Raw genomic sequence first — 21,645 nt, 5'->3', positions numbered from 1 at the left:
GGGGCGATGTGCGCACTGGCGGGCACATCCGGGCCACTAATGATAACGATTCTTATCTACGCATGCCGGCTGCGTTGCACGCTCTTGCATCTGCGACCGCGTGGGGTGCACCTGAGCGCCAGTCCATGCGCAGGCATCCACCAGCCTCGGCGTCGATGGCGGCACTCCATCGTCGGCGTCCTGGTCTTGTCCGGTGACGCCGATGGCATGCGCGTCGCGCGCCGTGGCGATGCGTCGCTGCTGCTTGCGCAGGCGGTGGCACCCGGGATCCCGCGACGCCACCATGCACCTGCGCCGCGACCACTCAGTCGGCCAAGGCAGTCTGGATGCGCGGCCAGGCATAGTCCCAGGCAATGCGTTCCTGCTCAAGGCGCGGAGAAGGGCCGAACCGGCCATCACGCAGTGCTGTGTACAGGCGTTGCTCGTCGTCGCTGAGCGCGTCCAGGCGCTGTGCGCGATGCTGTTTGCGTTCGTGTCCCCACAGCGCGCGTGGGGTGGCATGCAAGGTGGCCTGGTCCATCAACAGCGCGATGGTCTGCGGCGCATATGTGCGCAGGCGGTGCAGGATCGCCAGGCCATGGGTGTCGATATCCCCCCAGTAATACAGCGGCAATACGCTCAGCCAGCCGATGCTGCGCACGTACTCGATGGCGTAACCGCGCGCCATCAACACCAGCGTTCCCGGCAGCGGCTCGCACGCCAGGCCGGTCTCGCGGTTCTCCACGATCAATACGCGGCGCGCCGGCAAGCGCAGCGCGGCGATCTGCGCGATCGGTGCGGTGATGTCTTCCAACCCGCCCATGTGCTGGCGCAATACCGGATCGAGCAAGCGCAGGCGCACCCGATCCGGCGCGGCGCGCAGACCCGACAGGCTGGCGAAGCTGGTCGGCTCGGCGATGCCGCGCAGGCCGGCCAGCCAGTCGGCAATCACCCCGCGGTGCGGTTCGATCCACTTGCTGTCGATCCCGGCGATCGGCAATTGGCGCAGAAACAACCCACTGTCGCGATGCCGGTGCAGCCAGTCGACCACCGCCACCAAGCGCGAAAAGTCTGCCTCCGGCCAGTCGGCCAGCAGATCGAATTGACGGCGTAGCCGCGCCGCCAGGGCGAGCGCCTGCGGCCAGCGCGCATGCAGTGCCGCAGCCCGTTGGCTGGCGCGCTGCCAGCGCTCGGCCTCGCCAAGCGCGGCAGCGGCCTGGGCCGCATCGTCCAGCACCCAGGCTTGCGGCAGACGCTGCGGCCCGAGCTGCGTCCAGGCCACTTCGCGCGCGTCCACCCGGCCTGGCAGTTCCGTGCGGTTCCAGCTCTGCAGCCAATGGCCGAAGGCATCGAAGCGCGCGATGGCCTGCGCCTGGGTCGGCGCCCGCAGCGAAATGGATTGCGGTGCGCCCTCGCCGATCAACCACTGCCCGCGGTTGCGCTGCCATTGCCCGCGCAACGCCTGCAGCGCGGCGGCAGGCAACAGCATGGGCGAGGCGGCCATCAGTGTGCGGTTTCGGTAGACGGCTCGGCCGCCGCGCTGCGGGTGCGCTCGGGCAGCTTGAGCCGGCGCGACTGTTCGTCGTATTCGATCAGCAAGACGCCCGAATCGTGCCGCCCGCTGATCTCGACAAAGCACGCGCCGCCGATGAACGGCTCCAGCGTCATCACCGATTTCAACGGCGTGGCCACCACCATCTGGAAACCGAAGTTCTCGAAGATGTTCATCGCCAGCGCGGTGAATTCGTTGTCGGCCTTGTCGAAGGCTTCGTCCAGCACTACCGCGCAATAGCGCGGCAGTTCGCCGTCTTCGCCGCCGAGCTGGTAGCGCAATGCAGCGGCCAGACAGGTGGTCGCCAGTTTCTGGCGCTGACCACCGGATTTGCCGGCGCCGCTACGGTAAATCTCGACCTGTTGGCGCGTGGCGGCGTCCAGTTCGACGCCGACAAATTCCACATGCAGGCGCACGTCCAGCACCAGGTCGCGCCAGCGCTTGTGCTCGCCCTCTTGCGAGCCCAGCTTGCGCACCAGTTCGCGCAGCACTGCGAATTGTTGTTCGGCCACCTCGCGCTGTTCGGTCTGGTGATGGCCGAGCACATCGCGCAGGCGTTGATGGAACTCGATCACTTCCGGCAAACGACGATCACCGAGTTCGATGGTCAGCAAGGTGCCATGGTTGAACGGCACCTGCTCCAGGCTGGCATTGACCTCGTCCAGACGCTGGGCGATGGATTTGCGCGCTTCGGCGGTGTGGCGCTGCAAGGCGAGCAGATTGTTCTTGCTCTGGCTTTGCAGCAGATCGAAAAACCGCGCCTCGTGCTGCGGCAGGCCATCGCGCTCGAGCCGCTGCAGGCGGGCGAGAAAATCGTCGGCGCCTTCCAGCGTCGGGCTCAGATCGCCGCTATCTTCGGGCCATTGCCGACTGTAGCGCTTGAAGCAGCCCAAAAGCTCCTGTGCGCACTCATTGTCGCGGGCAAGCAAGTCACTATCTTGGTCGGTCAATTCCTTGGTTAGATCGCGAAAATGAGCATCCACGTTCTCCAGTGATAGCAACCCCAAGGCCGACAGACGGCTGGTAAGACCCTGCTGCTGTAGCGGAGTGACAACGCGCTCATTTGCCCCAGCACATTTAAGGCGCTGCCTCTCCCACTCCTCTCGCTTGCCATCGAGTTTGGCACGCTCCGTGCGCACGCCCTCATAGGTGCGCGTGGCCTGGTCGATGTCGGCGCGGGTGCGGTCGATCGCCTCGCCCAGCGCGCGCAGATTGGCGTCGCCTTCGCGCAGCTGCTGCAGGGTCTGGGCGATCTGGCTCAGGCGCTGCAGCGCGGCGGCCACATCGATTTCGTCCCAGCCCAGGTTGGCCAGGGTGTTGCGGGCCAGGCGTCGCTGGCCATCGCGTTCGCGGCGCGCGCGCAGGTCGGCCACGTCGGCATCGCAAGCGGCGATGCGTTGCGCCAGCTCCTGGCCTTCGCGCTCGAACAAGGCCAGCTTGTCGCGGTTGTTGAAGCCCAGAAGCCAGCGGCGACGGTCGCCCACCGCATGCCGGTCGTCTTTTTCGTAACGCTCGCCCGGATGCTTGACCTGGCCCTCGCGGGTGATCGCGCGTTCGGCATGGCGCAGGGCCTTGGCGCTGTCCACGCAGTCGTAATCGAAGCGTTTGCCCAGCTCGCGCCGCAGCCAAGCGGCAAACGGGTGGTCGCGTAGTTCCAGCTTGTGCAACAGCGAGGCGCTGCCCGGTTCGCGACCGCTCAGTGCCTGCTCGTTGCTGCGCACCCGGTAATAAACCAGGCGCGTGCCGAGCTGGGTGCGGTTGACCCAGTCGGCGACCTCGGCGTAATGCCGTTCGTCCACCAACAGCGACTGCGCAAAGCCATGCAGCACCCGCTCGATGGCGCCGCGCCAGGCGGATGCGTCCTCGCGCATCTGGATCAACTCGCCAACGAACGGCAGGGCCGCTTCCGGCACGCCGGTGTCGGTGCTCATGCGTGCGCGCAGGCTCTGCATCGGCGCAGGAATATTGGAGGGATTGCGCGTCAACGCATCGATTTCGGCGCGCACCTCGGCAAAGCGTTTGCTGTCGTCGTGCTTGCCGGCGATGCGCTCGCTGATCGCTTCGTCGAGCTCGGCGGCGGCACGCTGACCATCTTCCAGGGCGGCGCGCGCTTGCGCGATCTGCTCGGCAAATCCGTGCGCGCTGTCGGCCAGGGCCTGCTCCAGGGCACGGCATGCCTGCTCGGCCTGGGCCCGCTTGGCCGCGCGGCGGTCGCGCTCGGCCTGCTGCTGGTGTTGTTCGCGCTCCAGCGCATCGATGCGCTCGCCACCTTGCGCGCGCCGTTGCGCCTCCAGATCCTCCAGATGGCGGGTGTGGTTGTCCAATGCCGCACGGCGCTGGCCTTCTTCGCCGGCAAGGCCGCGGTCTTGCACGTCCAGTTCCTGCAGGCGCGCGTCCAGCAAGGCGAGCCGGCGCTGCTCGCGGTAGGCGTCGATGCCAAGCTTGAGTTCTTCCAGTTCGCTGCGCTGGCGGCGCACCTGCATGAGCTCGGCGTGGTGCGAGCGCGCAGGCAGCAAGGTCTCTACCTGGCGACGCGCCGTCACTACCGCATGGTGGGCGCCGTCCAGCTCGGCGAAGTCGCCGACCAGGCGTTCGGCCGCATCGAAGGTCTTGGGTTCTTCCAGCATGAAGCCGCGCAGGAAGGCGTTGAGATCGCCCAGATTCTTGGCCGATTGGGTCTTGTGCAGCAGGCGCAACGCCATCTCGTTGCCGATGCCCATCTGGTGACGGAAACGTTCGGCGTAGCCGGCAAAGCTATCGAAGTGATGCACATCGTGCAGCCGCTGTTTGAGCTTGCGCCGATCCAGATCGAAGCCGGCCAGGTCCTGCGCTACATCGAAGGCACGCTCGGCCACCATGTAGTGCTTTTGCACATCGGCGGTGGCCGCGCTGTTGCCGGCAATCCAGAACAGCCGCACCAGGCTCACCACGCGGTCTTCGCCATTGCGGTATTCCAGTACCAGTGCGGTCCAGGTGGCGCCTTTGCGCAGGTATTGCGTGGCGATTTCGCCGGAGGCGCTGTCCTGCTGGTCGGCCCAGGCGCCACGCACGTACGACACCAGGTTACGGTCGCGGCCACTGCGTTCGGCCTCGCGCGCGGCGGCGTTGAAGTCGACGATGCTGGGCGGAGTGAGCAATGCCGACATCGCATCGAGCAGCGTCGATTTACCCGAGCCGGAGCGGCCGACGAACAGAAAGCCGCGTTCGGCGATCGGCACCTCGGTCAATCCGGAGAACGTGCCCCAGTTGTGCACCTGCAGGCGGCGCATGCGGAACTGCTGCAGACGCGCGTCGGGCAGATCGTTGGCAAACAGGCTGGAAGGCGCGGCAGAGGAGGTCATCGGTACGGTCCGGGAAGCCAGAAAAGCGCAGGCCTGCGCTCAAGCGGGTGGTGCGTGGGCGGTGCTAGGCGTGCGGGTCGACCTCGTCCTCGCCGCCGGCCGGGCCGTCGCGCAACTGACGATAGACCTGCCCCAGCGCGGCCACATCTTCGGCCGAGAACAGCAGTTTGAGCGCTGGCGAGATTTCATAGCGCGCGTCTTCGCCGCGCAGACGGGTCAGCACATGGTTGTCCTTCATCTTCTGCACCGCCGTTGCCACCCGGCGCAGGAAACCGGCGCGATCGGTGGAGAGATTTTTTTCATACACGGCCAGCGCCTCGCCCAAGGCCGCTTCCTCCACCACCGCCCGCACACCGCGCGCATCGGCTTCGGCCAGTTGCTGGCGCAGGTGCAGCAGCAACACCGAGTCGATGAAGGTCAGCGGCGCCGAGCGCAGCAGCACCGGCGCTTCCAGCTCGCCGGTCTCGGCCTGGCGAGTGAAGGCGATGCCGGCCTCGCGATCGAGCACCAACTCCAGAAAGACCTCGGCCAGGGCGCTGCGGATGCCGGCCTCGCTGCGCAGCAAGGCCGGCCACAGGCGGCTATGCCGCTGCGCGTCTACGCTGGGGCCGCTGAGCAACTGACACAGCGCGCGACGCGCCTCCACCGGCAACTGCCCGGTGTCGCCTGCGAACAGCCAAGTGGTGGCGACGGCTGCATTCTGACCGTCGGCATCGTCGTGGGCGAGCTCGGAATCGATCTCGGACCGGGGATCGTGCTCATGCCAGTTCATGGCGTTTCTCCTGGGTGAACCAGATCAGCGGTATGCGCGCGCGACGCCACTGGCCGTCGCTGCCGCGCCATTGCGCCAGCTCGAATTGGTCGCCGCTGACCACGCCGTGGCGCGTGCCCAGCGACAGATAGCCGATGACGCTGCCCAGGCCCTGGGTGGCCTGGCGTTGCGTGAGCGCCTGCGCGATGGACAGCTGCGGCTGGGTGTCCAGCAGCTCGAACAGATCACGGCGCAGGCTACGGAAATCGATCTCCGATTGCGCGACCAGATCGCCCACGCTGTCCAGCGAGATGGCGGCCGCCTCGTTGCGCTGGATGCGGCCATCGACCTGTTGCTGGCGCGGGTCGTGCAACCGCCATTGCGACAGCGACCGTAATCGGCTGGTGGTCAGCATCAGACTGCGGCCGATCAGGCGCTGGGCCGGAATGTGCTCGCGCAGGCTCAGCGCTTCGGCCTGCGCCTGTTTGAGCAAGCGGTTGAGCCGGCGCTGTTCCAGATAGCCACGGCTTTGCACGAAGCCGCGCAGGCTGCGCGCGAAATGCTGCATCACATCGTGCACCTGGCCGCCGCGTTCGAGCATGGTGCCGGTGAGCCCACGCAGGAAACTGCGTTCGCGGCGATCGAGCTTGCGCGCGAACGCGCGTGCCAGCACTGTTTCCAGTGCCGCATCCAGTTGCGCGCTTTGTTCGGCATCGTTGAGCAGCGCCCAGAACGCCTGAAAGCTGCGCCCGGCTTCGCTGTCGCCGATGACATCCACGCCTTCGAACAGCCGGGTCAGGACCTCGCCACGCTCGCCTTCGTCATCGATGATGCGTTCGCGGAATTGCCGATTGAGCTGTTCGAAATCGTCGCGTACGCGGCGGAAGTCTTCGGTCAGCTCGTCGGCCAGCGCGATGACCTGGCGGGTGCGCTCAAGCGCGCGCTTGCCATCCAGCGAGGCGACCTTGCCGGCCGACACCCGCGCGATTTCGGCATCGATGCGATCGCGCTCATCGCGCAGTGCCGACAGCCGTGCATCCGGGTTGGTCTCGGTCAACGCTGCAAGCTGGGCAAGTTGCTGCATCACCAGCGCCAGCCGGCTTTCGGTGGCCGCGCCGCGGCTGTGTTCTAAGCCGTCGACAAAACGGATCGCCTGTGCGGCCTGGGTCGATAGCTCGTATTCCTCCTGCTGCGCACCCTCGGGCAGGCGCCGCTCCAGCCAGCCCTGCGCCAGCCAGTCGGCGACATACGCCTGCGCGGTGCGCGGCAGATCGCGCGCCAGATGCTCGGCGTTGATGTCGTCGAGCAGGCGTTGCAGACGCTCGTGCAGCACTGCTGCGGGCAACAGACGCTCTCCCTCCAGCAGCACGGCCTGCAACAGACCGATCACTTCCGGTGCATGATCGGCGGCCAACAGTTTCCACAACGGGTCTTCGCGCAGGCTGCGGTAGCGCGCGATACGGGCACGGACCTTCATGCGGGCTTACCGTGGCTCGGGTGTTGCGCCGGCCGGCCGGTGTATCGCCGGCGACAGCGTGGCCGCTTGCGCAATACCTCCGCCGGGCCGATGGATGCGATGGTCATGCGGTCTCCCAGCTCCGGATGGACTGCTCGCACGTTAGCGCGCTGCGCGCGCCAGCAAGGCATAGCTCAACGCTTGCCGCCCACTTCGATGAACTGCAGGAATTCGGCGCGGGTACGCGCGTCTTCGCGGAAGCTGCCCAGCATCTTGGAGGTCACCATGCTGACGCCGCGCTTGTGGATGCCGCGGGTGGTCATGCACTCATGCGCGCCTTCCACTACCACGCCGACACCGCGCGGTTGCAGCACCTCCTGGATGCACTGGGCGATCTGCGCGGTCATCTTTTCCTGCACCTGGAAGCGCCGCGCATAGCTTTCCACCACGCGCGCCAGCTTGCTGATGCCCACCACCTTGCCGCGCGGCAGATAGCCCACGTGCACCTTGCCGATGATCGGCGCCATGTGGTGCTCGCAATGGCTTTCGTAGGAGATGTCGCGCAGCACGATCAGCTCGTCGTAGCCGGCCACCTCTTCGAAGGTGCGTTCCAGGTACTCGCGCGGTTCCTCGCGGTACCCGCTGAACCAGTCGCCATAGGCTTCGGCGACCCGGCGCGGGGTATCCAGCAGGCCTTCGCGGGCCGGGTCTTCGCCGGCCCAGCGCAGCAGGGTGCGCACGGCATCTTCGGCCTGGGCCTGGGTGACGGGGGAATCGGGCTGGTCGGACTGGCTCATGCGCAGGTGCACCCAAAGGGGGCGAGCATGGTACCCGAGGACGGGCCGGCCGCCCCAGTGGCGGTTGCGCCGGCTTGCCCGGATTCAGTGACTATTGATTCATTGTTGAATTGATAGCATCCTATCTATTATGACGAACAGTGTTCTCTCCCCCCGTGCCCAGCTCAGCTCCGGCCTGCTGGTCGCCGCCCGCCAATGGCAGCGGCTGGCCGACCAGGCATTTGCCGACTTCGGGCTGTCCAGCGCCTGCACCGGGCCGTTGCTGATGATCGGCCGCTCCGGCGGCGGTATCCGCCAGGTGGCGCTGGCCCAGCAACTGGGCATGGAAGGCCCCTCGCTGGTGCGGCTGCTGGACAAGCTGTGCGCGCAGGCGCTGGTGCGCCGGCAGGCCGACAGCAGCGACCGCCGCGCCAACCAGCTGTGGCTCACCGACGCAGGCCAGGCGCTGGTCGGGCGCATCGAGATCCGCCTGGATGCGCTGCGCGCAGAAGTGTTCGGCGCGCTCAGCGAGGCGCAGGTGCAGGTGGTGCTGACCTTGTGGGAGCAGATCGCGCAGGCGCATGCGCGGCTGGGCCAGTCCGACCCGAGCGGCTGACGGAACGCGGCAGACGGAACGCGGCAAGCGGGCGCGCGGAGGCACCTTCCCGTGCGCGGTACGTGCCGCTTCCCCATTGGCCGCGCCGGCCAGCCGGCCTGGCGGCCACGCAGCAGGTCTGTTGGTCGCCATGCGCGGTGAGCGTGCAAGGCGGCGCACCTGCGCTGCCCAGTGGTGGTTTTTTTCTTTAGCTATTGCAGGACGTCCCGATGTACGGCGAATTCAGTCTCTACGGTGTGTTCGTTCCCACCTTGCTGGCGTTGATGACGCTGGCCTATCTGCTCAACAGCGCCATCGGCGCGCTGCTGACCCGGGCCGGTGCGTACCGCCACATCTGGCACCCGGCGCTGTTCAACCTGGCGCTGTACATCGCGCTGCTGGGCGGCCTGTTTTTCATTACCCGTTGGATGCAATCGTGAAAAAGCTGATCAAGAACGCGGGGCCGGCGCTGTTGACCCTGGCAATGGTGGTGGTGGCGGCCGTGGTGCTGCAGCACCTGTGGCGTTATTACATGCAAGCGCCGTGGACGCGCGATGCGCACGTGGGCGCCGATGTGGTGCAGGTGGCACCGGATGTGTCCGGGCTGGTGGAATCGGTGGCGGTGGCCGACAACCAGGCGGTGACGCGCGGCCAGCTGCTGTTCGTGGTGGACCGCGCACGCTACGCGATCGCGCTGGAACAGGCGCGCGCCGCGCTGGCCGAGCGCCAGGCCACGCTGAGCCAGCTGCGCCGCGAGATCGCGCGCGACCGCAGCCTGCAGGACCTGGTCGCCGCCGAGGATGCCGAGGTGCGCCGCTCCAATGTGCAAAAGGCGCAGGCGGCGGTGGCCACTGCGCAAGCGGCGGTGGACCTGGCCCAGCTCAATCTGGAGCGCACCCAGGTGCGCAGCCCGGCCGACGGCCACATCAGCGACCGCACGGTGCGCGTGGGCGATTACGTCAGTGCCGGGCGCCCGGTGGTGGCGGTGCTGGATACCGGCTCGTTCCGCGTCGATGGCTATTTCGAAGAGACCCGCCTGCAGGGCGTGCATGCCGGCCAGCGCGTGGACGTGCACCTGATGGGCGAGCCGGCCACCTTGCACGGGCATGTGCAGAGCATCGCCGCCGGGATCGAGGACCGTTACCGCAGTGGCAGCGCTGGCGCGTTGCCCAACGTCACCCCGGCGTTCGACTGGGTGCGGCTGGCGCAGCGCATCCCGGTACGCATCGTGCTGGATCAGGTGCCGGCGCAGGTGCAGCTGATCGCCGGGCGCACCGCCACCGTGAGCATCCTGCCGGACGCCGGGCGCAATGCTGCCACCAGCGCGCCTGCCCGCGTGCAGGCCAAGGCCGCGCCATGAACCGCCCCGTATTACGTCTCCTGGGACTGGCCACGCTGCTGGCCGCATTGAGTGCCTGCACCACGGTCGGCCCGAACTACGCCGTGCCGGACGATTCGGCCTACCAGCGCCCGGCCGCCAACGCCGCGTTCATCGACACCGGCAACACCCAGGTGCAGGCCGGCGCGCCGCTGCCGGCACGCTGGTGGGCGCTGTATCAGGACCCGATGCTGGACCGCCTGGTCGAACAGGCCTTGCGCGACAACGTCGAGTTGAAGGTGGCCGGTGCCAACCTGCGCCGCGCCGCCGCGGTCTACGAACAGGCGCTGGACGCGGGCGGCTTCGATTACGAAGTGGACGCCGGCGTCAGCCGCGCGCAGGTCTCGGCCGAGGCCTTCCTGCAGCAGGAAAAGCTGCCGGTGTTCAACCTGGCCGATGGCAAGTTCGGGGTGTCGTATCAGTTCGACCTGTTCGGCAAGCTGCAACGCGGCGCCGAGGCCGCGCAGGCCGATACGCAGGTCGCCCAGGCCGCGATCGATCTGGCGCGCGTCAACGTGGCCGCGCAGGTCGCCGGCAGTTATGTGGAGATCTGCCACGCCAACCATGAGCTGCACGTGGCCGAGCATTCGCTGCAGTTGCAGCAGCGCAGCCGCGACATCACCCAACGCCTGATCGCTGCCGGCCGTGGCACCCCGCCCGATCTGGCCCGCGCCACCGCACAGGTGGCGATGCTGGAAGCGGCGCTGCCACCGCTGCGTGCACGGCGCCAGGCCGCCGGGTATCAACTGGCCGCGCTGCTCGGCAAGACGCCTGGCGAGGTGCCGGCCGGCGTGGACAGCTGTGCGCATGCGCCGGCCTTGCAGCAACCGATTCCGATTGGCGACGGCCGCGCGCTGCTGGCGCGTCGCCCGGACGTGCGCCAGGCCGAGCGCCGGCTGGCGGCGGCCACTGCGCGCATCGGCGTGGCCACCGCCGAGCTGTATCCGGATATCCGGCTGGGCGGCTCGATTGGCGCCACCGGCCTGCTGGCCGACTTCGGCGAGCCGGCCACACATGCCTGGTCATTTGGCCCGCTGATTTCCTGGACGCTGCCGTCCAGCGGTGCGCGAGCTCGCATCCGCGCCACCGAGGCCGGCGCCGACGCGGCGCTGGCGCAGTTCGATAACACCGTGCTGCAGGCGCTGCGCGAGGTGCAGACCAGCTTGTCGCGCTATGCGCAGGATCTGGACCGCCTGCACCTGCTGGAACAGGCGCAGCAACAGGCCGAGCTGGCGTCGGCGCAGAACCGGCGCCTGTATCAAGGCGGGCGCACGCCGTATCTGTCCAGCCTGGATGCCGAGCGCACGCTGGCCACTGCCGACATGACGCTGGCCAATGCGCAGGCGCAGGTCTCGCAGGATCAACTGCAGCTGTTCCTGGCATTGGGCGGCGGCTGGGAAGCGGCCGCCGGCCGCACCGACGCCACGGCTGCGCGATGAGCGCGCTGCTGCGCGATCGCCAGGCCTGGCTGTTTTCGGCCAAGACCTTCGCCGCCTCGATCGCGGCGTTGTACGTGGGGCTGGCCGGCAACCTGTCGCGGCCGTACTGGGCGATGGCCACGGTCTACATCGTCTCCCAGCCGCTGCTCGGCCCCACCCGCGCCAAGGGCGTGTACCGCGTGCTCGGCACCTTGCTGGCCGGCGTGGCCACCCTGGTGATGCTGCCGAACCTGGTGGAGACGCCACTGCTGCTCAGCGCGGCGATGGCGCTGTGGCTGTCGGCCTGCCTGTTCCTGGCGCTGCTCAATCGCGGCCCGCGCGGCTATGCGTTCCTGCTGGCCGGCTACACCACCGCGTTCATCGGCTTCCCTGCGGTGACCGCACCGGAGGGCATCTTCGACACCGTGGTGGCGCGCAGCGAGGAGATCATCCTGGGCACGGTGATGGCGGTGCTGTTCGCCGCGCTGGTGTTTCCCGCCTCGGTGCGACCGATGCTCACCGCGCGCATCGGCAACTGGATGCAGGACGCCGCGCAATGGTGCCGGCACGTGCTGCAGCGCGGCCCATCACAGGCGCCGCGCAATCGCCTGGCGGCAGACCTGGTGCAGTTCGAGGCCTTGATCGCCTTCGTCCGCCACGACGACCCACGCCATGCCGATGCCGCGCCCACGCTGGAACATTTGCGCGCACGCATGCTGCTGTTGCTGCCGGTGCTGTCGTCGATCGCCGACCGCCTGGATGCGGTGCAGTGCGACGGGTCTGCGTTGTCGCCCGATATCGCTGCGCTGCTGGACGACGTCGCTGCCTGGGTGGATCAGGGTGACCAAGCGCACAACGAAGATGATGTTGCCGCATTACGCGCACGTATCGCCGCGCACCACCCGGTGGTGGATCAGGACATCGAACATCTGCTGCTGGCGAGCTTGCTGTTGCGGCTGGAAGAGCTGCTCGACCTGTGGCAGGACTGCCGCGCGCTGCAGCAGGCGTTGGTACAGGGCACCGCGACTCCTGTGTTGCGTGCACTGCCGGGTGCGGCGAGACAACCTGCAACGGCGGAATCATTCAACCGGGGTAACACTGCGCAAAGCGATCCCCCTGTGCGTTCTCGCACGCGGTCTTCGTTGCTGAAGATTCTGGGCTGGTCGCGACGCGATGCTGTAACGACTGAATCAACCGAACGGGCTCAGGCTGCGCAGAGCGATCCCGCTGCGCGTTCGCACATGCAGTCTTCGTTGCTGCGGCACCTGGGCTGGTCGCGACGCGATGCTGCAACGGCAGTTCCACCAGAGCGGGCTGATGCTGCATTGCTTGAGCCCACTGCACAGGCACGTCAGCGCTCCTCGCTATTGCAGCGACTTACCGGGTCACCGCGCGACACAACCGATGCACCGGCACCTGCCAGCACCGCACGCCATATCGATTTCGGCATGGCTGCGTTTTCCGCATTGAGCGCGGGCTTCGCGCTGATGGCGTACTGCGTGCTGTGGATCGGCATCGGTTGGGAAGGCGGCGGCAACGGCGCGATGATGGCCGCGGTGACCGCCGCGTTCTTCGCCGCGCAGGACGACCCTGCGCCGAGCATGCTCTCGTTCCTGGCCTGGGCTGTGGTGGCCAGCGTGGTCGCCGGTATCTATCTGTTCGGTATCTTCCCGGCCATCCACGATTTCCCGATGCTGGTCCTGGTGCTGGCGGCGGTGTTCCTGCCGATCGGTGCATTGCTGCATCGCCCCAAGACCATGCTGATCGCGCTGCCGCTGGTAGTGAACCTCACCGCGCTGCTGAGCCTGCAGAACACCTACAACGCCAACATCCAGAGCTTCGTCAACGCGGCGGTGGCGATGGTCCTGGGCATTGGATTTGCCGTGGTACTGACGCGCTTGTTCCGCTCGGTGGGTGCCGAATGGAGCGCGCGCCGGCTGGTGCGCCAGGGCTGGCGCACGCTGGCCGATGCCGCCGAGGGCCGCGGCGCGCAGGACCGGCAACACTTTGCCGCGCGCATGCTGGATCTGCTTGGCCTGCTCGCGCCCCGGCTGGCATTGACCCCGGAAGGCAGCGATCTGGCCTCGGTGGATATGCTCAACGAAGTGCGCGTGGGCTTGAACATCCTGCAGCTGCGCGGTGCGCGGCATGGTTTGCCACAGCCGAGCGTTGATGCGGTGAACGCGATCCTGGCCGATGTTGCCGCGTACTACCGGCAACAGATCGCGTACAAACGTCCGGTGCCTGCGTCGGATGCCTTGCGTACGCGGCTGGATGCGTCGCTGGCGCGCGTCGGCAAGGTGCCCGCGGGTGCGCATCGCGATGAGGCGCTATTGGGGTTGATCGGGCTGCGTTACAGCTTGTTTGCTGAGATGGTGTCGCACACCCATGGAAACGCAGGCACTCAGCCGCCCTTGGCCCCTCTCCCTGCGGGAGAGGGGTTGGGGTGAGGGTACGTGCGAAGCCCTAGCGTTGTTCAAGCGCATGTGGCTTCGCACGTACCCTCATCCGCCCTTCGGGCACCTTCTCCCGCAGGGAGAAGGAAGATCAACTCCAGCAGGGAGAAGGACGCTCAACTCCCGACGGGAGAAGGGCAGAGCATCAGCGCTTGCGCTGATGCATCGCCGCTTCGTCGTCCAGCCAGTTGCTGCCCTTGTTGGTCAGGAAGAACATGTAGACCACCAACGACACCGCAATCACCGCCGTCGCGTAGATCACGAACTCGCTCACGTGGCCGGTCTTCAACGAGGCCTGATACAGCAACGGCGCAGTGCCACCGAACGCGGAGTTCGCCAACGCATAGCCCAGGCCCACGCCCAGCGCGCGCACATGGGTGGGGAACAGTTCGGCCTTCACCACCGCATTGATCGAGGTGTAGCCGGTCAGGATCACAAAGCCCACGGTGAGGATGGCGAATGCGGTCAGCCAGTCGGTTTGCTTGGGCAGCTCCATCACCAGGAACCAGGTGTAGAGCACCCCGCCGATGCCGAAGAACACCAGCAGGCTCTTGCGCCCGACGATGTCGGACAGCCAACCGCCAATGGGCTGCATCAGCATCAGCACAGTCAGCGCGACCAGGTTGATGATGGTGCCGGCCATCACGTCGCCGCCGGCGAACGCGGTCTGGATCATCTTCGGGCCGGTGACCGAGTAGGTGTAGAACGCGATCGTGCCGCCGGCAGTGATCAGGAAGCACAGCAGCAGCGGACGCCACTGATTGACGAACAGCTCGCGCATCGAGCCCGACGCCTTGGCCTTGCCGGTGCGCGAATCGGCAATGGATTCGGAGCTCAGCGACTCGTCCATGGTCTGGCGCAGCCAGAACACCACCAACGCGCCGATACCGCCCAGGCCGAATGCCACGCGCCAGCCCCACTCGGACACCTGAGGCGCATCGAAGAAATGCAGCATCACCAGCAGCGTGGTCTGCGCCAGCACGTGCCCGCCAACCAACGTGACGTAATGGAACGAGGACAGGAACCCGCGCCGGCCGGGAATCGCCGCCTCGGACATGTAGGTCGCACTGGTGCCGTACTCGCCTCCGGTCGCAAAGCCCTGCAGCAGGCGCGCCAGCAACAGGATGATCGGCGCGGCGATGCCGATCGTGGAGACCGTCGGGGTGATCGCGATGACGAACGAGCACAGCGCCATCATCGACACCGAGATGGTCAACGCCAGGCGGCGGCCGTAGCGGTCGGCGAAGCGGCCGAAGTACCACGCACCGATCGGGCGCATCAGGAAGGTCATCGCAAAGATCGCCCACACGAACATCGTGGCGTTCTTGTCTTCCTTGGAGAAGAACTGCGATTCGAAATAGACCGCAAACACCGAGTAGACGTAGACGTCGTACCACTCGACCAGATTGCCGGCCGAGCCCTTGAGCGTGTTGGACACCGAACGGCGAAGGCTACCGGGGGCTGCGCCAGAACCGGCGGCAATCGGGGACGTTGGGGGTGCGCTCATGCAATCGGAACCTTGTAGGTGGGACACCCGGCAGTATAGGTGCGTGCTTGTGTGACGCATGTAAGCATTTCGGCGCATATACACGCCGCGCAACAGGCATCACCGGCAACCGCTTCAGCCCGCTTTCGGAATCGGCCGCGACGCCTGCGGCCCATCATGGGCGTGACCGCCCTGGATGCCGATCGACGGCTACGGCAACACCTGCTTGAGCGTCTCGATAAATGCGCGCAGCCCGGGTGGAATCTGGCGATGTCCCGGGTAATACAGCACCAGTCCCGGAATGGCCGGACACCACTGCTCCAGCACGCGCACCAGCGTGCCGCGCGCCAGTGCAGCCATCGCCGCGTGCTCGGGCACATAGGCGATGCCAAGGCCCGCTTCGGCAGCCTCGCTCATCATCAGGATCTGATCCAGCGTCAGCCGTCCCGGCACATCGATCGCCACCTCCTGACCGCGCCGCTCGAACTCCCAGCGATACAGCCTGCCGCTGGGCATGCGATGACGGATGCACGCATGACGCTGCAGATCGTCCGGCGTGTCCGGGCTGCCGGCGCGCTGCAGATATGCAGGTGCGGCCACCGCGATGAAACGCGTCTGCCCGCCGAACGGCACCGCAATCATGTCCTGCGGCACCGACTCGCTCAGACGAATGCCGGCATCGAAGCCGGCCGCCACGATGTCCACCAGCCGCCCTTCGCTCACCAGGTCCACTGACAGCGCCGGATACCGCGCCAGCACCTGCGGCACCACCTGCTGCAACAACAGCCGCACCACCACTTCGGGTGCATTGATGCGCACCGTACCGGTGGGCCCGCTCCGGAAGGCATCCAGTTCGCCCAGCGCCTGTTCGACGTCCTGCAACGCCGGCACCAACTTGGCGTAGAGCCGTTCGCCTGCTTCGGTCAGCGACACGCTGCGCGTGGTTCGATGCAGCAGACGCACACCAAGGTTGCGTTCCAGCGCGCTGATCAGATGGCTGAGCGAGGACGGCGCCAGCCCCAGCTCGGTCGCCGCACGCCGAAAGCTGCGATGCACCGCGACGCTGGTGAACGCGGCCAGGTCATTGAAGGTGGGCTTGGGCATTAGTGGTCAAAGCACATCAACGCATTCGAATTCTATGGCATAGACCCATTAATTCCCCGCGTCTAGGGTGGTGTTCCTTCCCCAAGCAAAGGCAACGCCCATGTCCAGGACCTGGCTTATCACAGGCGCATCTTCCGGCTTCGGCCGCGGCCTGGTCGAAACATTGCTGGCACGCGGCGATCGTGTCGCGGCCACGGTGCGCCGCGTAGAGGCGCTTGCCGATCTGCAGGCCGCGCACGGCGACGCATTGACCGTCTTGCAGCTGGATCTACGCGACAGCGCAGCGGTGCACGAGGTCGTCACCCGGGCCTTCCAGACCCTGGGCAGGATCGATGTGCTGGTCAGCAACGCCGGCTACGGCACGCTCGGTGCCGCTGAGGCCGCCACCGACGCGCAGGTGCGCGACCTCATCGACACCAACCTCATCGGCTCCATCACGCTGATCCAGGCCGCGCTGCCGCACTTGCGTCGTCAAGGTGGCGGGCACGTGGTGCAGGTGTCGTCCGAAGGCGGCCAGATCGCCTATCCCGGCTTCAGCCTGTATCACGCCAGCAAATGGGGCATCGAAGGCTTCGTCGAAGCCACCGCGCAGGAAGTGGCCGGCTTCGGCATCCACTTCACCCTGGCCGAACCCGGCCCGGCACGCACCAACTTCGGCGCTTCGCTGGTCAGGACCGACATCCCGTCCGACTACCTCGGCACACCGGTCGACGCACTCAGCCGCGCGCTGGACGACGGCAGCTGGGTCATCGTCGGCGACCCGGAGCGCATGGTCGCGGCAATGATCGCCTGCACCGAGTCATCCCCCCCGCCCTTTCGCTTGGTCATGGGCGGGGCGGCGTACCACGCAATCCGCGAGGCGTTGACCACGCGGCTGGCGGCGCTCGAAGATCAGCGCGACATTGCGTTTTCCACCGACAGCCCGGCTGCCGCCGGATGAAGGCAACGACGCTGCAGCGCGCGCTTTCTGCAGCGTCATCAGCGCCGATCCGCAGCTGGACGCCCCACCCTTCACGGCCCCCATGCCGCCCGGCTTGCCAGAATGCCGGCCGCTTGGGGCCGTCGATGGCAGGGAACAGGGGTTGGATGCATGACATGGATCATCGTGGCCACGGTCGTCACCACGCTGGTGGTGGGGCTGCTGCTGCTCAACTTCGCCACGCCCGAGAAAAAGCTCGAGCACATCCCCAGCCATTGCTACGACGTGTCCGACCCGCAGTTCAAGCGCGAGATGTCGGTGTTGCTGGGTCCGGCGATCCTGCCCGGCAACAAGATCCAGGTGCTGCACAACGGCAGCGAGATCTTCCCGGCGATGCTGGCCGCCATCCGCAGCGCACAGCGCACCATCACCTTCGAAACCTATATCTACTGGTCGGGTGAGATCGGCCGCGAGTTCAGCCAGGCGCTGTCCGAGCGCGCGCGCGCCGGGGTCAAGGTGCGCGTCACCATCGACTGGGGCGGCAGCCTGAAGATGGATGCCGCGCTGGTCGATGACATGACCGAGGCCGGGGTGGAGGTGCATCGCTACCGCCCGCTCACCTGGTACAACCTGCACCGCGTCAATAACCGCACCCATCGCAAGCTGCTGGTGATCGATGGCCGTATCGGCTTCACCGGTGGCGTGGGCGTGGCCGACCAGTGGATGGGCGATGCGCAGGACCCGGAGCACTGGCGCGATTCGCATTACCGCATCGAAGGCCCGGTGGTGGCGCAGGTGCAGGCCGCCTTCAACGACAACTGGATCAAGAGCACCGGCCGCGTGCTCAACGGCGCCGAGTACTACCCCGAGCTGGCACCGGCCGGCAACAGCGACGCGCAGCTGTTCGTGGCCTCGCCGGCGGGCGGCAGCGAGAGCATGCACCTGATGTATCTGATCGCCATCGCTGCGGCGCGTACGTCGATCGATCTGGCCGCCGCCTACTTCGTGCCGGATGCGCTGATCACCCGCTCGCTGCTGGAAGCGCGTGCGCGCGGCGTGCGCATCCGCGTGCTGCTGCCCGGCAAACATATCGATGCGATCTCGGTGCGGCTGGCCTCCAAGGCCAGCTGGGAGCCGCTGCTGCAGGCCGGCATCGCCATCCACGAGTTCCTGCCCACCATGCTGCACACCAAGCTGCTGATCATCGACGGCCTGCTGGTCTCGGTGGGCTCCACCAACTTCGACATCCGCTCGTTCCGCCTCAACGACGAGGCCAGCCTGAATGTCTACGACCGTGACCTGGCCGCGCAGATGACCGAGGTGTTCGAGCGCGACCTGCAACGGGCCGAGCTGTACACGCTGGAGCGCTGGCGCAAGCGGCCGCTGCGGCAGAAGCTGGGCGAGAAGCTGGTCGTCCCGTTTCGCTCGCAGGTGTGATGCAGCGCGGACGCCGCAAACAGCTGCGGCGCCCCACAACCCTCATGACAGTGCCGGCGGCACCGTGATCGGCGCAGCCTGCAAGCGCAACTGGCGCAGCCGCCACCACAGCCCGCCCAGATGCACCAGTGAATACAGCACCAGCGCCGCGGCAATGCCCAGCGTCAACGGGCTGGCCTGCGAGCCGGCCGCCGCCGCGCCCGCGCTGAAGGCGCCATCGGCCCAGCGCCAGGCCAGGCGCCCGAGCAGCACCAGCGTCAAGCCGCCGCCGATCCACGGATTGGGCGTATACCAGCCGCGCCCTTCCACCCATTCGGCATGCGTGTAGCGCAGCGATACCGCGCCCAGCCCGATGCCGACCAGCGTTCCCGCGGCGATCCCTGGCCGAACCTGTGGCAAGCCATAGACCGCGTATGCCAGCGCCGCCGCGGCAACGACCAGCACCACGCCACGCAGCGCCGAGCCGACCGGCTTCCAGCGCTGGCGGCCGAAGCTGCGCCGGATGCGCAGGTAGTAGAGAAAGGCGATGGCCGCCATCGAGAGATACGGGGTCAGCGGTGCGATGGCAGCAGCGGGCATGGCGATTCCTTTCCAGGTGAGATGCAGGTGAGGTGACCGCCGCAGAATGAAACCAGCTGCCAACGCGAACAAGGTGCCAAGTGTCACTTTCTGCAGTGGCAGTCTGGTTGCCCGACCGGCCTCCGCCACACGCGACGATCGCGACCGACCGCTGATCTCCACGCGCGGCGCAGCTCCCTGCCACGGCCGGTGAACGCCCCGCCCCCGCGCGCCAGCCATTGCCACACGCGAACCAGAGCCGCACGGGTAGACTTGCCGGCAGAGTTCCCCCACCGCAGTGCCATGTCCGCCATCAAGCAAGAAGCCCACACGCTGATCGACACGTTGCCCGAGACGGCAGGATGGGACGACGTGGTCCGCGTCGTGGACACCGCCAGCTTCGAGGCTGCCGTGCTGGACGGCATGGCCGCAGCGGATCAAGGCGCCTTTGCCTCGCCGGCAGAGGTGAGCGCACTGTTCGCCAGATGGGGCGTTGATGTTGCGGCGTGACTGGACCGTCCCGGCCGCCAAGCAGCTTGCATACGCCCAGGATCACTACCACGCGCTCAACCCGACCGCCGCCGCCGCGATGGCGCGTCAGGTGCTGGAAGCCACCCGCACCCTGGCCGAGCAACCCGGCCGCGGCCGCGCCGGCCGCGTCGCCGGCACCCGCGAATGGGTGGTCAAGCAAACGCCTTACGTGTTGGTCTACCGCGTGCGTGACGACGCGCTGCAGCTGCTGCACGTTCAAGTCGACGCCAAAGACTGGCTACCCCGTACCGAGCCGAAAGGCGAACGCCTGGACCCGTGGATCGCCTCACTGATCAGCGCCCTGCTGCACGTGCTGATGCTGCTGATCCTGCTGTCGGCCTCCACCCCCACCATGACCCCGCCGCAGGGCTCGGCCAGCGGTGGCCGCACCAAGGTGGATTTCGTCGGCGACACCTCCACGCCCGACCAGCCCGTTCCCTCGCCAGCGCCCACCCCGCCGTCGCCAACGCCCGCGCCCGTGCAGCCGCCGCCGGCCGCCTCGCCGGTGCAGTCCACCCTGGTCAAGACCGCCAGGAACCCGGTCCCGCCGGCAGGCAACACCCGCCGCGGTGGCCTGGTCGAGCAACGCCAGGCGCAACCGGTGCAGCGCCCCACCCCACCGCAACCGCCGGCAGAACCGTCGTCACCGCCGCAGCGCCGCCCCCAGACCTGGACCGGCCGCCCACCGGGCATGCTCGAAGAAGAAGCCGATGCCGCCGAAGACGGCATGTCCAACACGCCCACCATCAGCGAAGGCCGCCGCCGCGACCGCAACAACGCCCAACCCAGCATGGATGTGGGCGGCTACCAGGTCTATTACGAAGTGCGCAGCGAAACCCAGCTGCGCAACTGGCGCGACCAGGGCATGAAGGAAGTGGCCATCATCCTGCCTGGCACCCAGTACCGCATGGTCTGCCCGCTGGAAGTCGCGCTCAAGCGCGGCTCCAGCAAATGCCGCCTGCTGCCCCCGGACTCGCCGGAACTCAAAGACATCGGCGATGCCCGCGAGGTCATCAACATGATGGAGGTCTACAAGCAGGGCGAGCCGGTATGGCGCGGGCCTGGGCCGTATCGGTGAGTGGTAGGGCTGGGTCGGGCCCGGATTCCACTTACCCGCTAATGCGATAAGACTGCATTCGATACCGGGCGTGTTGACGTTGCCTGAGTGCTTGCACTTCTCTAAAGTGCAAGCAACCTGCTGTTACCGGGAGGGCCACATGCCTTCTTTCACCGTCCGCAATATCCCAGACGACGTACATCGCGCGATCCGCGCGCGGGCCGCACGCCACGGCCGCAGCACCGAGGCGGAGATCCGCGCAATCCTTGAATCGGCGGCCAAACCCGCAGACCGGGTCAGACTCGGCTCCCTGCTGGTGGACATCGGCCGCGACGCCGGCCTGACAGCAAAAGAGGCCGACGCCTTCGACAAGCTGCGCGACAAGGCCGCGATCAAGCCGATCGGTCTGAAGTGATCCTGCTCGATACCAATGTCATCTCCGAGCTTTGGCGGCCTCAGCCCAACCCGCAGGTCGTCGCCTGGATCAATGCGCAGGCAGTCGAGACACTGTTCCTGTCGGCCGTAACGGTGGCCGAATTGCGTTTCGGTATTGCGGTAATGCCCAAGGGCCGAAAGCGATCCACGTTGCATGGTCGGTTGGAAGGCGAGGTATTGCCACTGTTCAACGGGCGCCTGCTCACATTCGATCTGGATGCATCACACGCATTTGCGGCGCTTGCATCGAAAGCCAGAACCGCAGGACTCACACTCGGGCGTGCCGATGCCTACATCGCCGCAACGGCAGCCGCGCAAGGATTGGCCGTTGCCACTCGCGACACGGCACCATTCGAGGCGATGGCATTGGAGGTTATTAACCCGTGGAATTGATCCGTTGCGTGCCGTGATACGCC

General features: G+C 67.1%; 19 protein-coding genes. 11 read left to right on the top strand and 8 right to left on the bottom strand.

What is annotated here, in order from left to right:
• Positions 1 to 304: 304 nt before the first annotated feature.
• From NYR97_RS08960 to folE, 5 genes are all read right to left on the bottom strand, one after another.
• The gene (locus tag NYR97_RS08960; protein ID WP_425613067.1) at positions 305 to 1,468 is read right to left on the bottom strand and encodes a Wadjet anti-phage system protein JetD domain-containing protein; all 1,164 of its coding nucleotides are present in this window, start codon (positions 1,466 to 1,468) and stop codon (positions 305 to 307) included.
• A gap of 14 nt (positions 1,469 to 1,482) precedes the next feature.
• On the bottom strand, positions 1,483 to 4,872 hold the full coding sequence (locus NYR97_RS08955) for an ATP-binding protein (RefSeq protein WP_316697601.1): 3,390 nt from the start codon (positions 4,870 to 4,872) through the stop codon (positions 1,483 to 1,485).
• A gap of 64 nt (positions 4,873 to 4,936) precedes the next feature.
• Entirely contained in the window at positions 4,937 to 5,644 is a 708-nt protein-coding gene (locus NYR97_RS08950) for a DUF4194 domain-containing protein (RefSeq protein WP_316697600.1), read from the bottom strand.
• The gene (locus NYR97_RS08945; RefSeq protein ID WP_316697599.1) at positions 5,631 to 7,100 is read right to left on the bottom strand and encodes a DUF3375 domain-containing protein; all 1,470 of its coding nucleotides are present in this window, start codon (positions 7,098 to 7,100) and stop codon (positions 5,631 to 5,633) included. Before NYR97_RS08945 ends, NYR97_RS08950 begins: the two co-directional genes overlap by 14 nt.
• A gap of 173 nt (positions 7,101 to 7,273) precedes the next feature.
• Positions 7,274 to 7,876, bottom strand: a complete 603-nt coding sequence (gene folE / locus NYR97_RS08940; RefSeq protein ID WP_316697598.1) for a GTP cyclohydrolase I FolE — start codon at positions 7,874 to 7,876, stop codon at positions 7,274 to 7,276.
• 130 nt (positions 7,877 to 8,006) lie between these two features.
• Between folE and NYR97_RS08935 the strand changes: the two genes are divergently transcribed.
• The 5 genes from NYR97_RS08935 to NYR97_RS08915 all read left to right on the top strand — a co-directional run bounded on the left by NYR97_RS08935 (position 8,007) and on the right by NYR97_RS08915 (position 13,696).
• A complete protein-coding gene (locus NYR97_RS08935; protein WP_316697597.1) occupies positions 8,007 to 8,471 on the top strand; it encodes a MarR family winged helix-turn-helix transcriptional regulator in 465 nt (154 codons plus the stop codon).
• A gap of 209 nt (positions 8,472 to 8,680) precedes the next feature.
• A complete protein-coding gene (locus tag NYR97_RS08930; protein ID WP_316697596.1) occupies positions 8,681 to 8,890 on the top strand; it encodes a DUF1656 domain-containing protein in 210 nt (69 codons plus the stop codon).
• Entirely contained in the window at positions 8,887 to 9,810 is a 924-nt protein-coding gene (locus NYR97_RS08925; RefSeq protein ID WP_316697595.1) for an efflux RND transporter periplasmic adaptor subunit, read from the top strand. Before NYR97_RS08930 ends, NYR97_RS08925 begins: the two co-directional genes overlap by 4 nt.
• Positions 9,807 to 11,267 carry an efflux transporter outer membrane subunit gene (locus NYR97_RS08920; RefSeq protein ID WP_316697594.1) on the top strand — a complete coding sequence of 487 codons (1,461 nt, stop codon included), beginning with the start codon at positions 9,807 to 9,809 and terminating at the stop codon, positions 11,265 to 11,267. Before NYR97_RS08925 ends, NYR97_RS08920 begins: the two co-directional genes overlap by 4 nt.
• Positions 11,264 to 13,696, top strand: a complete 2,433-nt coding sequence (locus NYR97_RS08915; protein ID WP_316697593.1) for an FUSC family protein — start codon at positions 11,264 to 11,266, stop codon at positions 13,694 to 13,696. The genes NYR97_RS08920 and NYR97_RS08915 overlap by 4 nt, the downstream gene beginning before the upstream one ends.
• 151 nt (positions 13,697 to 13,847) lie before the next feature.
• On the opposite strand, the gene NYR97_RS08910 is transcribed toward NYR97_RS08915, so the two are convergent.
• Positions 13,848 to 15,209, bottom strand: a complete 1,362-nt coding sequence (locus NYR97_RS08910) for an MFS transporter (protein WP_104551084.1) — start codon at positions 15,207 to 15,209, stop codon at positions 13,848 to 13,850.
• Positions 15,210 to 15,398: 189 nt separating this feature from the next.
• The gene (locus tag NYR97_RS08905) at positions 15,399 to 16,292 is read right to left on the bottom strand and encodes a LysR family transcriptional regulator (protein ID WP_316697592.1); all 894 of its coding nucleotides are present in this window, start codon (positions 16,290 to 16,292) and stop codon (positions 15,399 to 15,401) included.
• Between the two features lie 100 nt (positions 16,293 to 16,392).
• Here NYR97_RS08905 and NYR97_RS08900 point away from each other — a divergent pair, with 100 nt between their 5' ends.
• The gene (locus NYR97_RS08900) at positions 16,393 to 17,232 is read left to right on the top strand and encodes an SDR family oxidoreductase (RefSeq protein WP_316697591.1); all 840 of its coding nucleotides are present in this window, start codon (positions 16,393 to 16,395) and stop codon (positions 17,230 to 17,232) included.
• Between the two features lie 150 nt (positions 17,233 to 17,382).
• A complete protein-coding gene (locus NYR97_RS08895; protein WP_316697590.1) occupies positions 17,383 to 18,648 on the top strand; it encodes a phospholipase D-like domain-containing protein in 1,266 nt (421 codons plus the stop codon).
• A gap of 42 nt (positions 18,649 to 18,690) precedes the next feature.
• Here NYR97_RS08895 and NYR97_RS08890 read toward each other — a convergent pair whose 3' ends face one another.
• Positions 18,691 to 19,227, bottom strand: a complete 537-nt coding sequence (locus tag NYR97_RS08890; RefSeq protein WP_316697588.1) for a CcdC protein domain-containing protein — start codon at positions 19,225 to 19,227, stop codon at positions 18,691 to 18,693.
• Between the two features lie 282 nt (positions 19,228 to 19,509).
• Here NYR97_RS08890 and NYR97_RS08885 point away from each other — a divergent pair, with 282 nt between their 5' ends.
• The 4 genes from NYR97_RS08885 to NYR97_RS08870 all read left to right on the top strand — a co-directional run bounded on the left by NYR97_RS08885 (position 19,510) and on the right by NYR97_RS08870 (position 21,622).
• Positions 19,510 to 19,716: a hypothetical protein gene (locus NYR97_RS08885; RefSeq protein WP_316697587.1), complete on the top strand. Its 207-nt coding sequence runs from the start codon at positions 19,510 to 19,512 to the stop codon at positions 19,714 to 19,716.
• The gene (locus tag NYR97_RS08880) at positions 19,703 to 20,815 is read left to right on the top strand and encodes a type II toxin-antitoxin system RelE/ParE family toxin (protein ID WP_316697586.1); all 1,113 of its coding nucleotides are present in this window, start codon (positions 19,703 to 19,705) and stop codon (positions 20,813 to 20,815) included. The genes NYR97_RS08885 and NYR97_RS08880 overlap by 14 nt, the downstream gene beginning before the upstream one ends.
• 139 nt (positions 20,816 to 20,954) lie before the next feature.
• The gene (locus NYR97_RS08875) at positions 20,955 to 21,209 is read left to right on the top strand and encodes a FitA-like ribbon-helix-helix domain-containing protein (RefSeq protein ID WP_316697585.1); all 255 of its coding nucleotides are present in this window, start codon (positions 20,955 to 20,957) and stop codon (positions 21,207 to 21,209) included.
• Positions 21,206 to 21,622 carry a type II toxin-antitoxin system VapC family toxin gene (locus NYR97_RS08870; RefSeq protein ID WP_316697584.1) on the top strand — a complete coding sequence of 139 codons (417 nt, stop codon included), beginning with the start codon at positions 21,206 to 21,208 and terminating at the stop codon, positions 21,620 to 21,622. The genes NYR97_RS08875 and NYR97_RS08870 overlap by 4 nt, the downstream gene beginning before the upstream one ends.
• The last annotated feature ends 23 nt before the right edge of the window (positions 21,623 to 21,645 follow it).

This window comes from Xanthomonas hydrangeae, from assembly GCF_032697525.1.
Classification (GTDB): domain Bacteria; phylum Pseudomonadota; class Gammaproteobacteria; order Xanthomonadales; family Xanthomonadaceae; genus Xanthomonas; species Xanthomonas hydrangeae.
The sequence above is the reverse complement of the archived record's forward strand: the minus strand, read 5'-3'. Positions and strand labels throughout refer to the sequence as shown.

Bases quoted from the DNA above. Each gene is read 5' to 3' on its own strand.
- NYR97_RS08960 (WP_425613067.1), bottom strand. From the start codon at position 1,468: ATGCTGTTGCCTGCCGCCGCGCTGCAGGCGTTGCGCGGGCAATGGCAG.
- NYR97_RS08905 (WP_316697592.1), bottom strand. From the start codon at position 16,292: ATGCCCAAGCCCACCTTCAATGACCTGGCCGCGTTCACCAGCGTCGCG.
- NYR97_RS08950 (WP_316697600.1), bottom strand. From the start codon at position 5,644: ATGAACTGGCATGAGCACGATCCCCGGTCCGAGATCGATTCCGAGCTC.
- folE (WP_316697598.1), bottom strand. From the start codon at position 7,876: ATGAGCCAGTCCGACCAGCCCGATTCCCCCGTCACCCAGGCCCAGGCC.
- NYR97_RS08935 (WP_316697597.1), top strand. From the start codon at position 8,007: ATGACGAACAGTGTTCTCTCCCCCCGTGCCCAGCTCAGCTCCGGCCTG.
- NYR97_RS08920 (WP_316697594.1), top strand. From the start codon at position 9,807: ATGAACCGCCCCGTATTACGTCTCCTGGGACTGGCCACGCTGCTGGCC.
- NYR97_RS08885 (WP_316697587.1), top strand. From the start codon at position 19,510: ATGTCCGCCATCAAGCAAGAAGCCCACACGCTGATCGACACGTTGCCC.
- NYR97_RS08955 (WP_316697601.1), bottom strand. From the start codon at position 4,872: ATGACCTCCTCTGCCGCGCCTTCCAGCCTGTTTGCCAACGATCTGCCC.
- NYR97_RS08910 (WP_104551084.1), bottom strand. From the start codon at position 15,209: ATGAGCGCACCCCCAACGTCCCCGATTGCCGCCGGTTCTGGCGCAGCC.
- NYR97_RS08945 (WP_316697599.1), bottom strand. From the start codon at position 7,100: ATGAAGGTCCGTGCCCGTATCGCGCGCTACCGCAGCCTGCGCGAAGAC.
- NYR97_RS08890 (WP_316697588.1), bottom strand. From the start codon at position 19,227: ATGCCCGCTGCTGCCATCGCACCGCTGACCCCGTATCTCTCGATGGCG.
- NYR97_RS08875 (WP_316697585.1), top strand. From the start codon at position 20,955: ATGCCTTCTTTCACCGTCCGCAATATCCCAGACGACGTACATCGCGCG.
- NYR97_RS08900 (WP_316697591.1), top strand. From the start codon at position 16,393: ATGTCCAGGACCTGGCTTATCACAGGCGCATCTTCCGGCTTCGGCCGC.
- NYR97_RS08895 (WP_316697590.1), top strand. From the start codon at position 17,383: ATGACATGGATCATCGTGGCCACGGTCGTCACCACGCTGGTGGTGGGG.
- NYR97_RS08915 (WP_316697593.1), top strand. From the start codon at position 11,264: ATGAGCGCGCTGCTGCGCGATCGCCAGGCCTGGCTGTTTTCGGCCAAG.
- NYR97_RS08880 (WP_316697586.1), top strand. From the start codon at position 19,703: ATGTTGCGGCGTGACTGGACCGTCCCGGCCGCCAAGCAGCTTGCATAC.
- NYR97_RS08930 (WP_316697596.1), top strand. From the start codon at position 8,681: ATGTACGGCGAATTCAGTCTCTACGGTGTGTTCGTTCCCACCTTGCTG.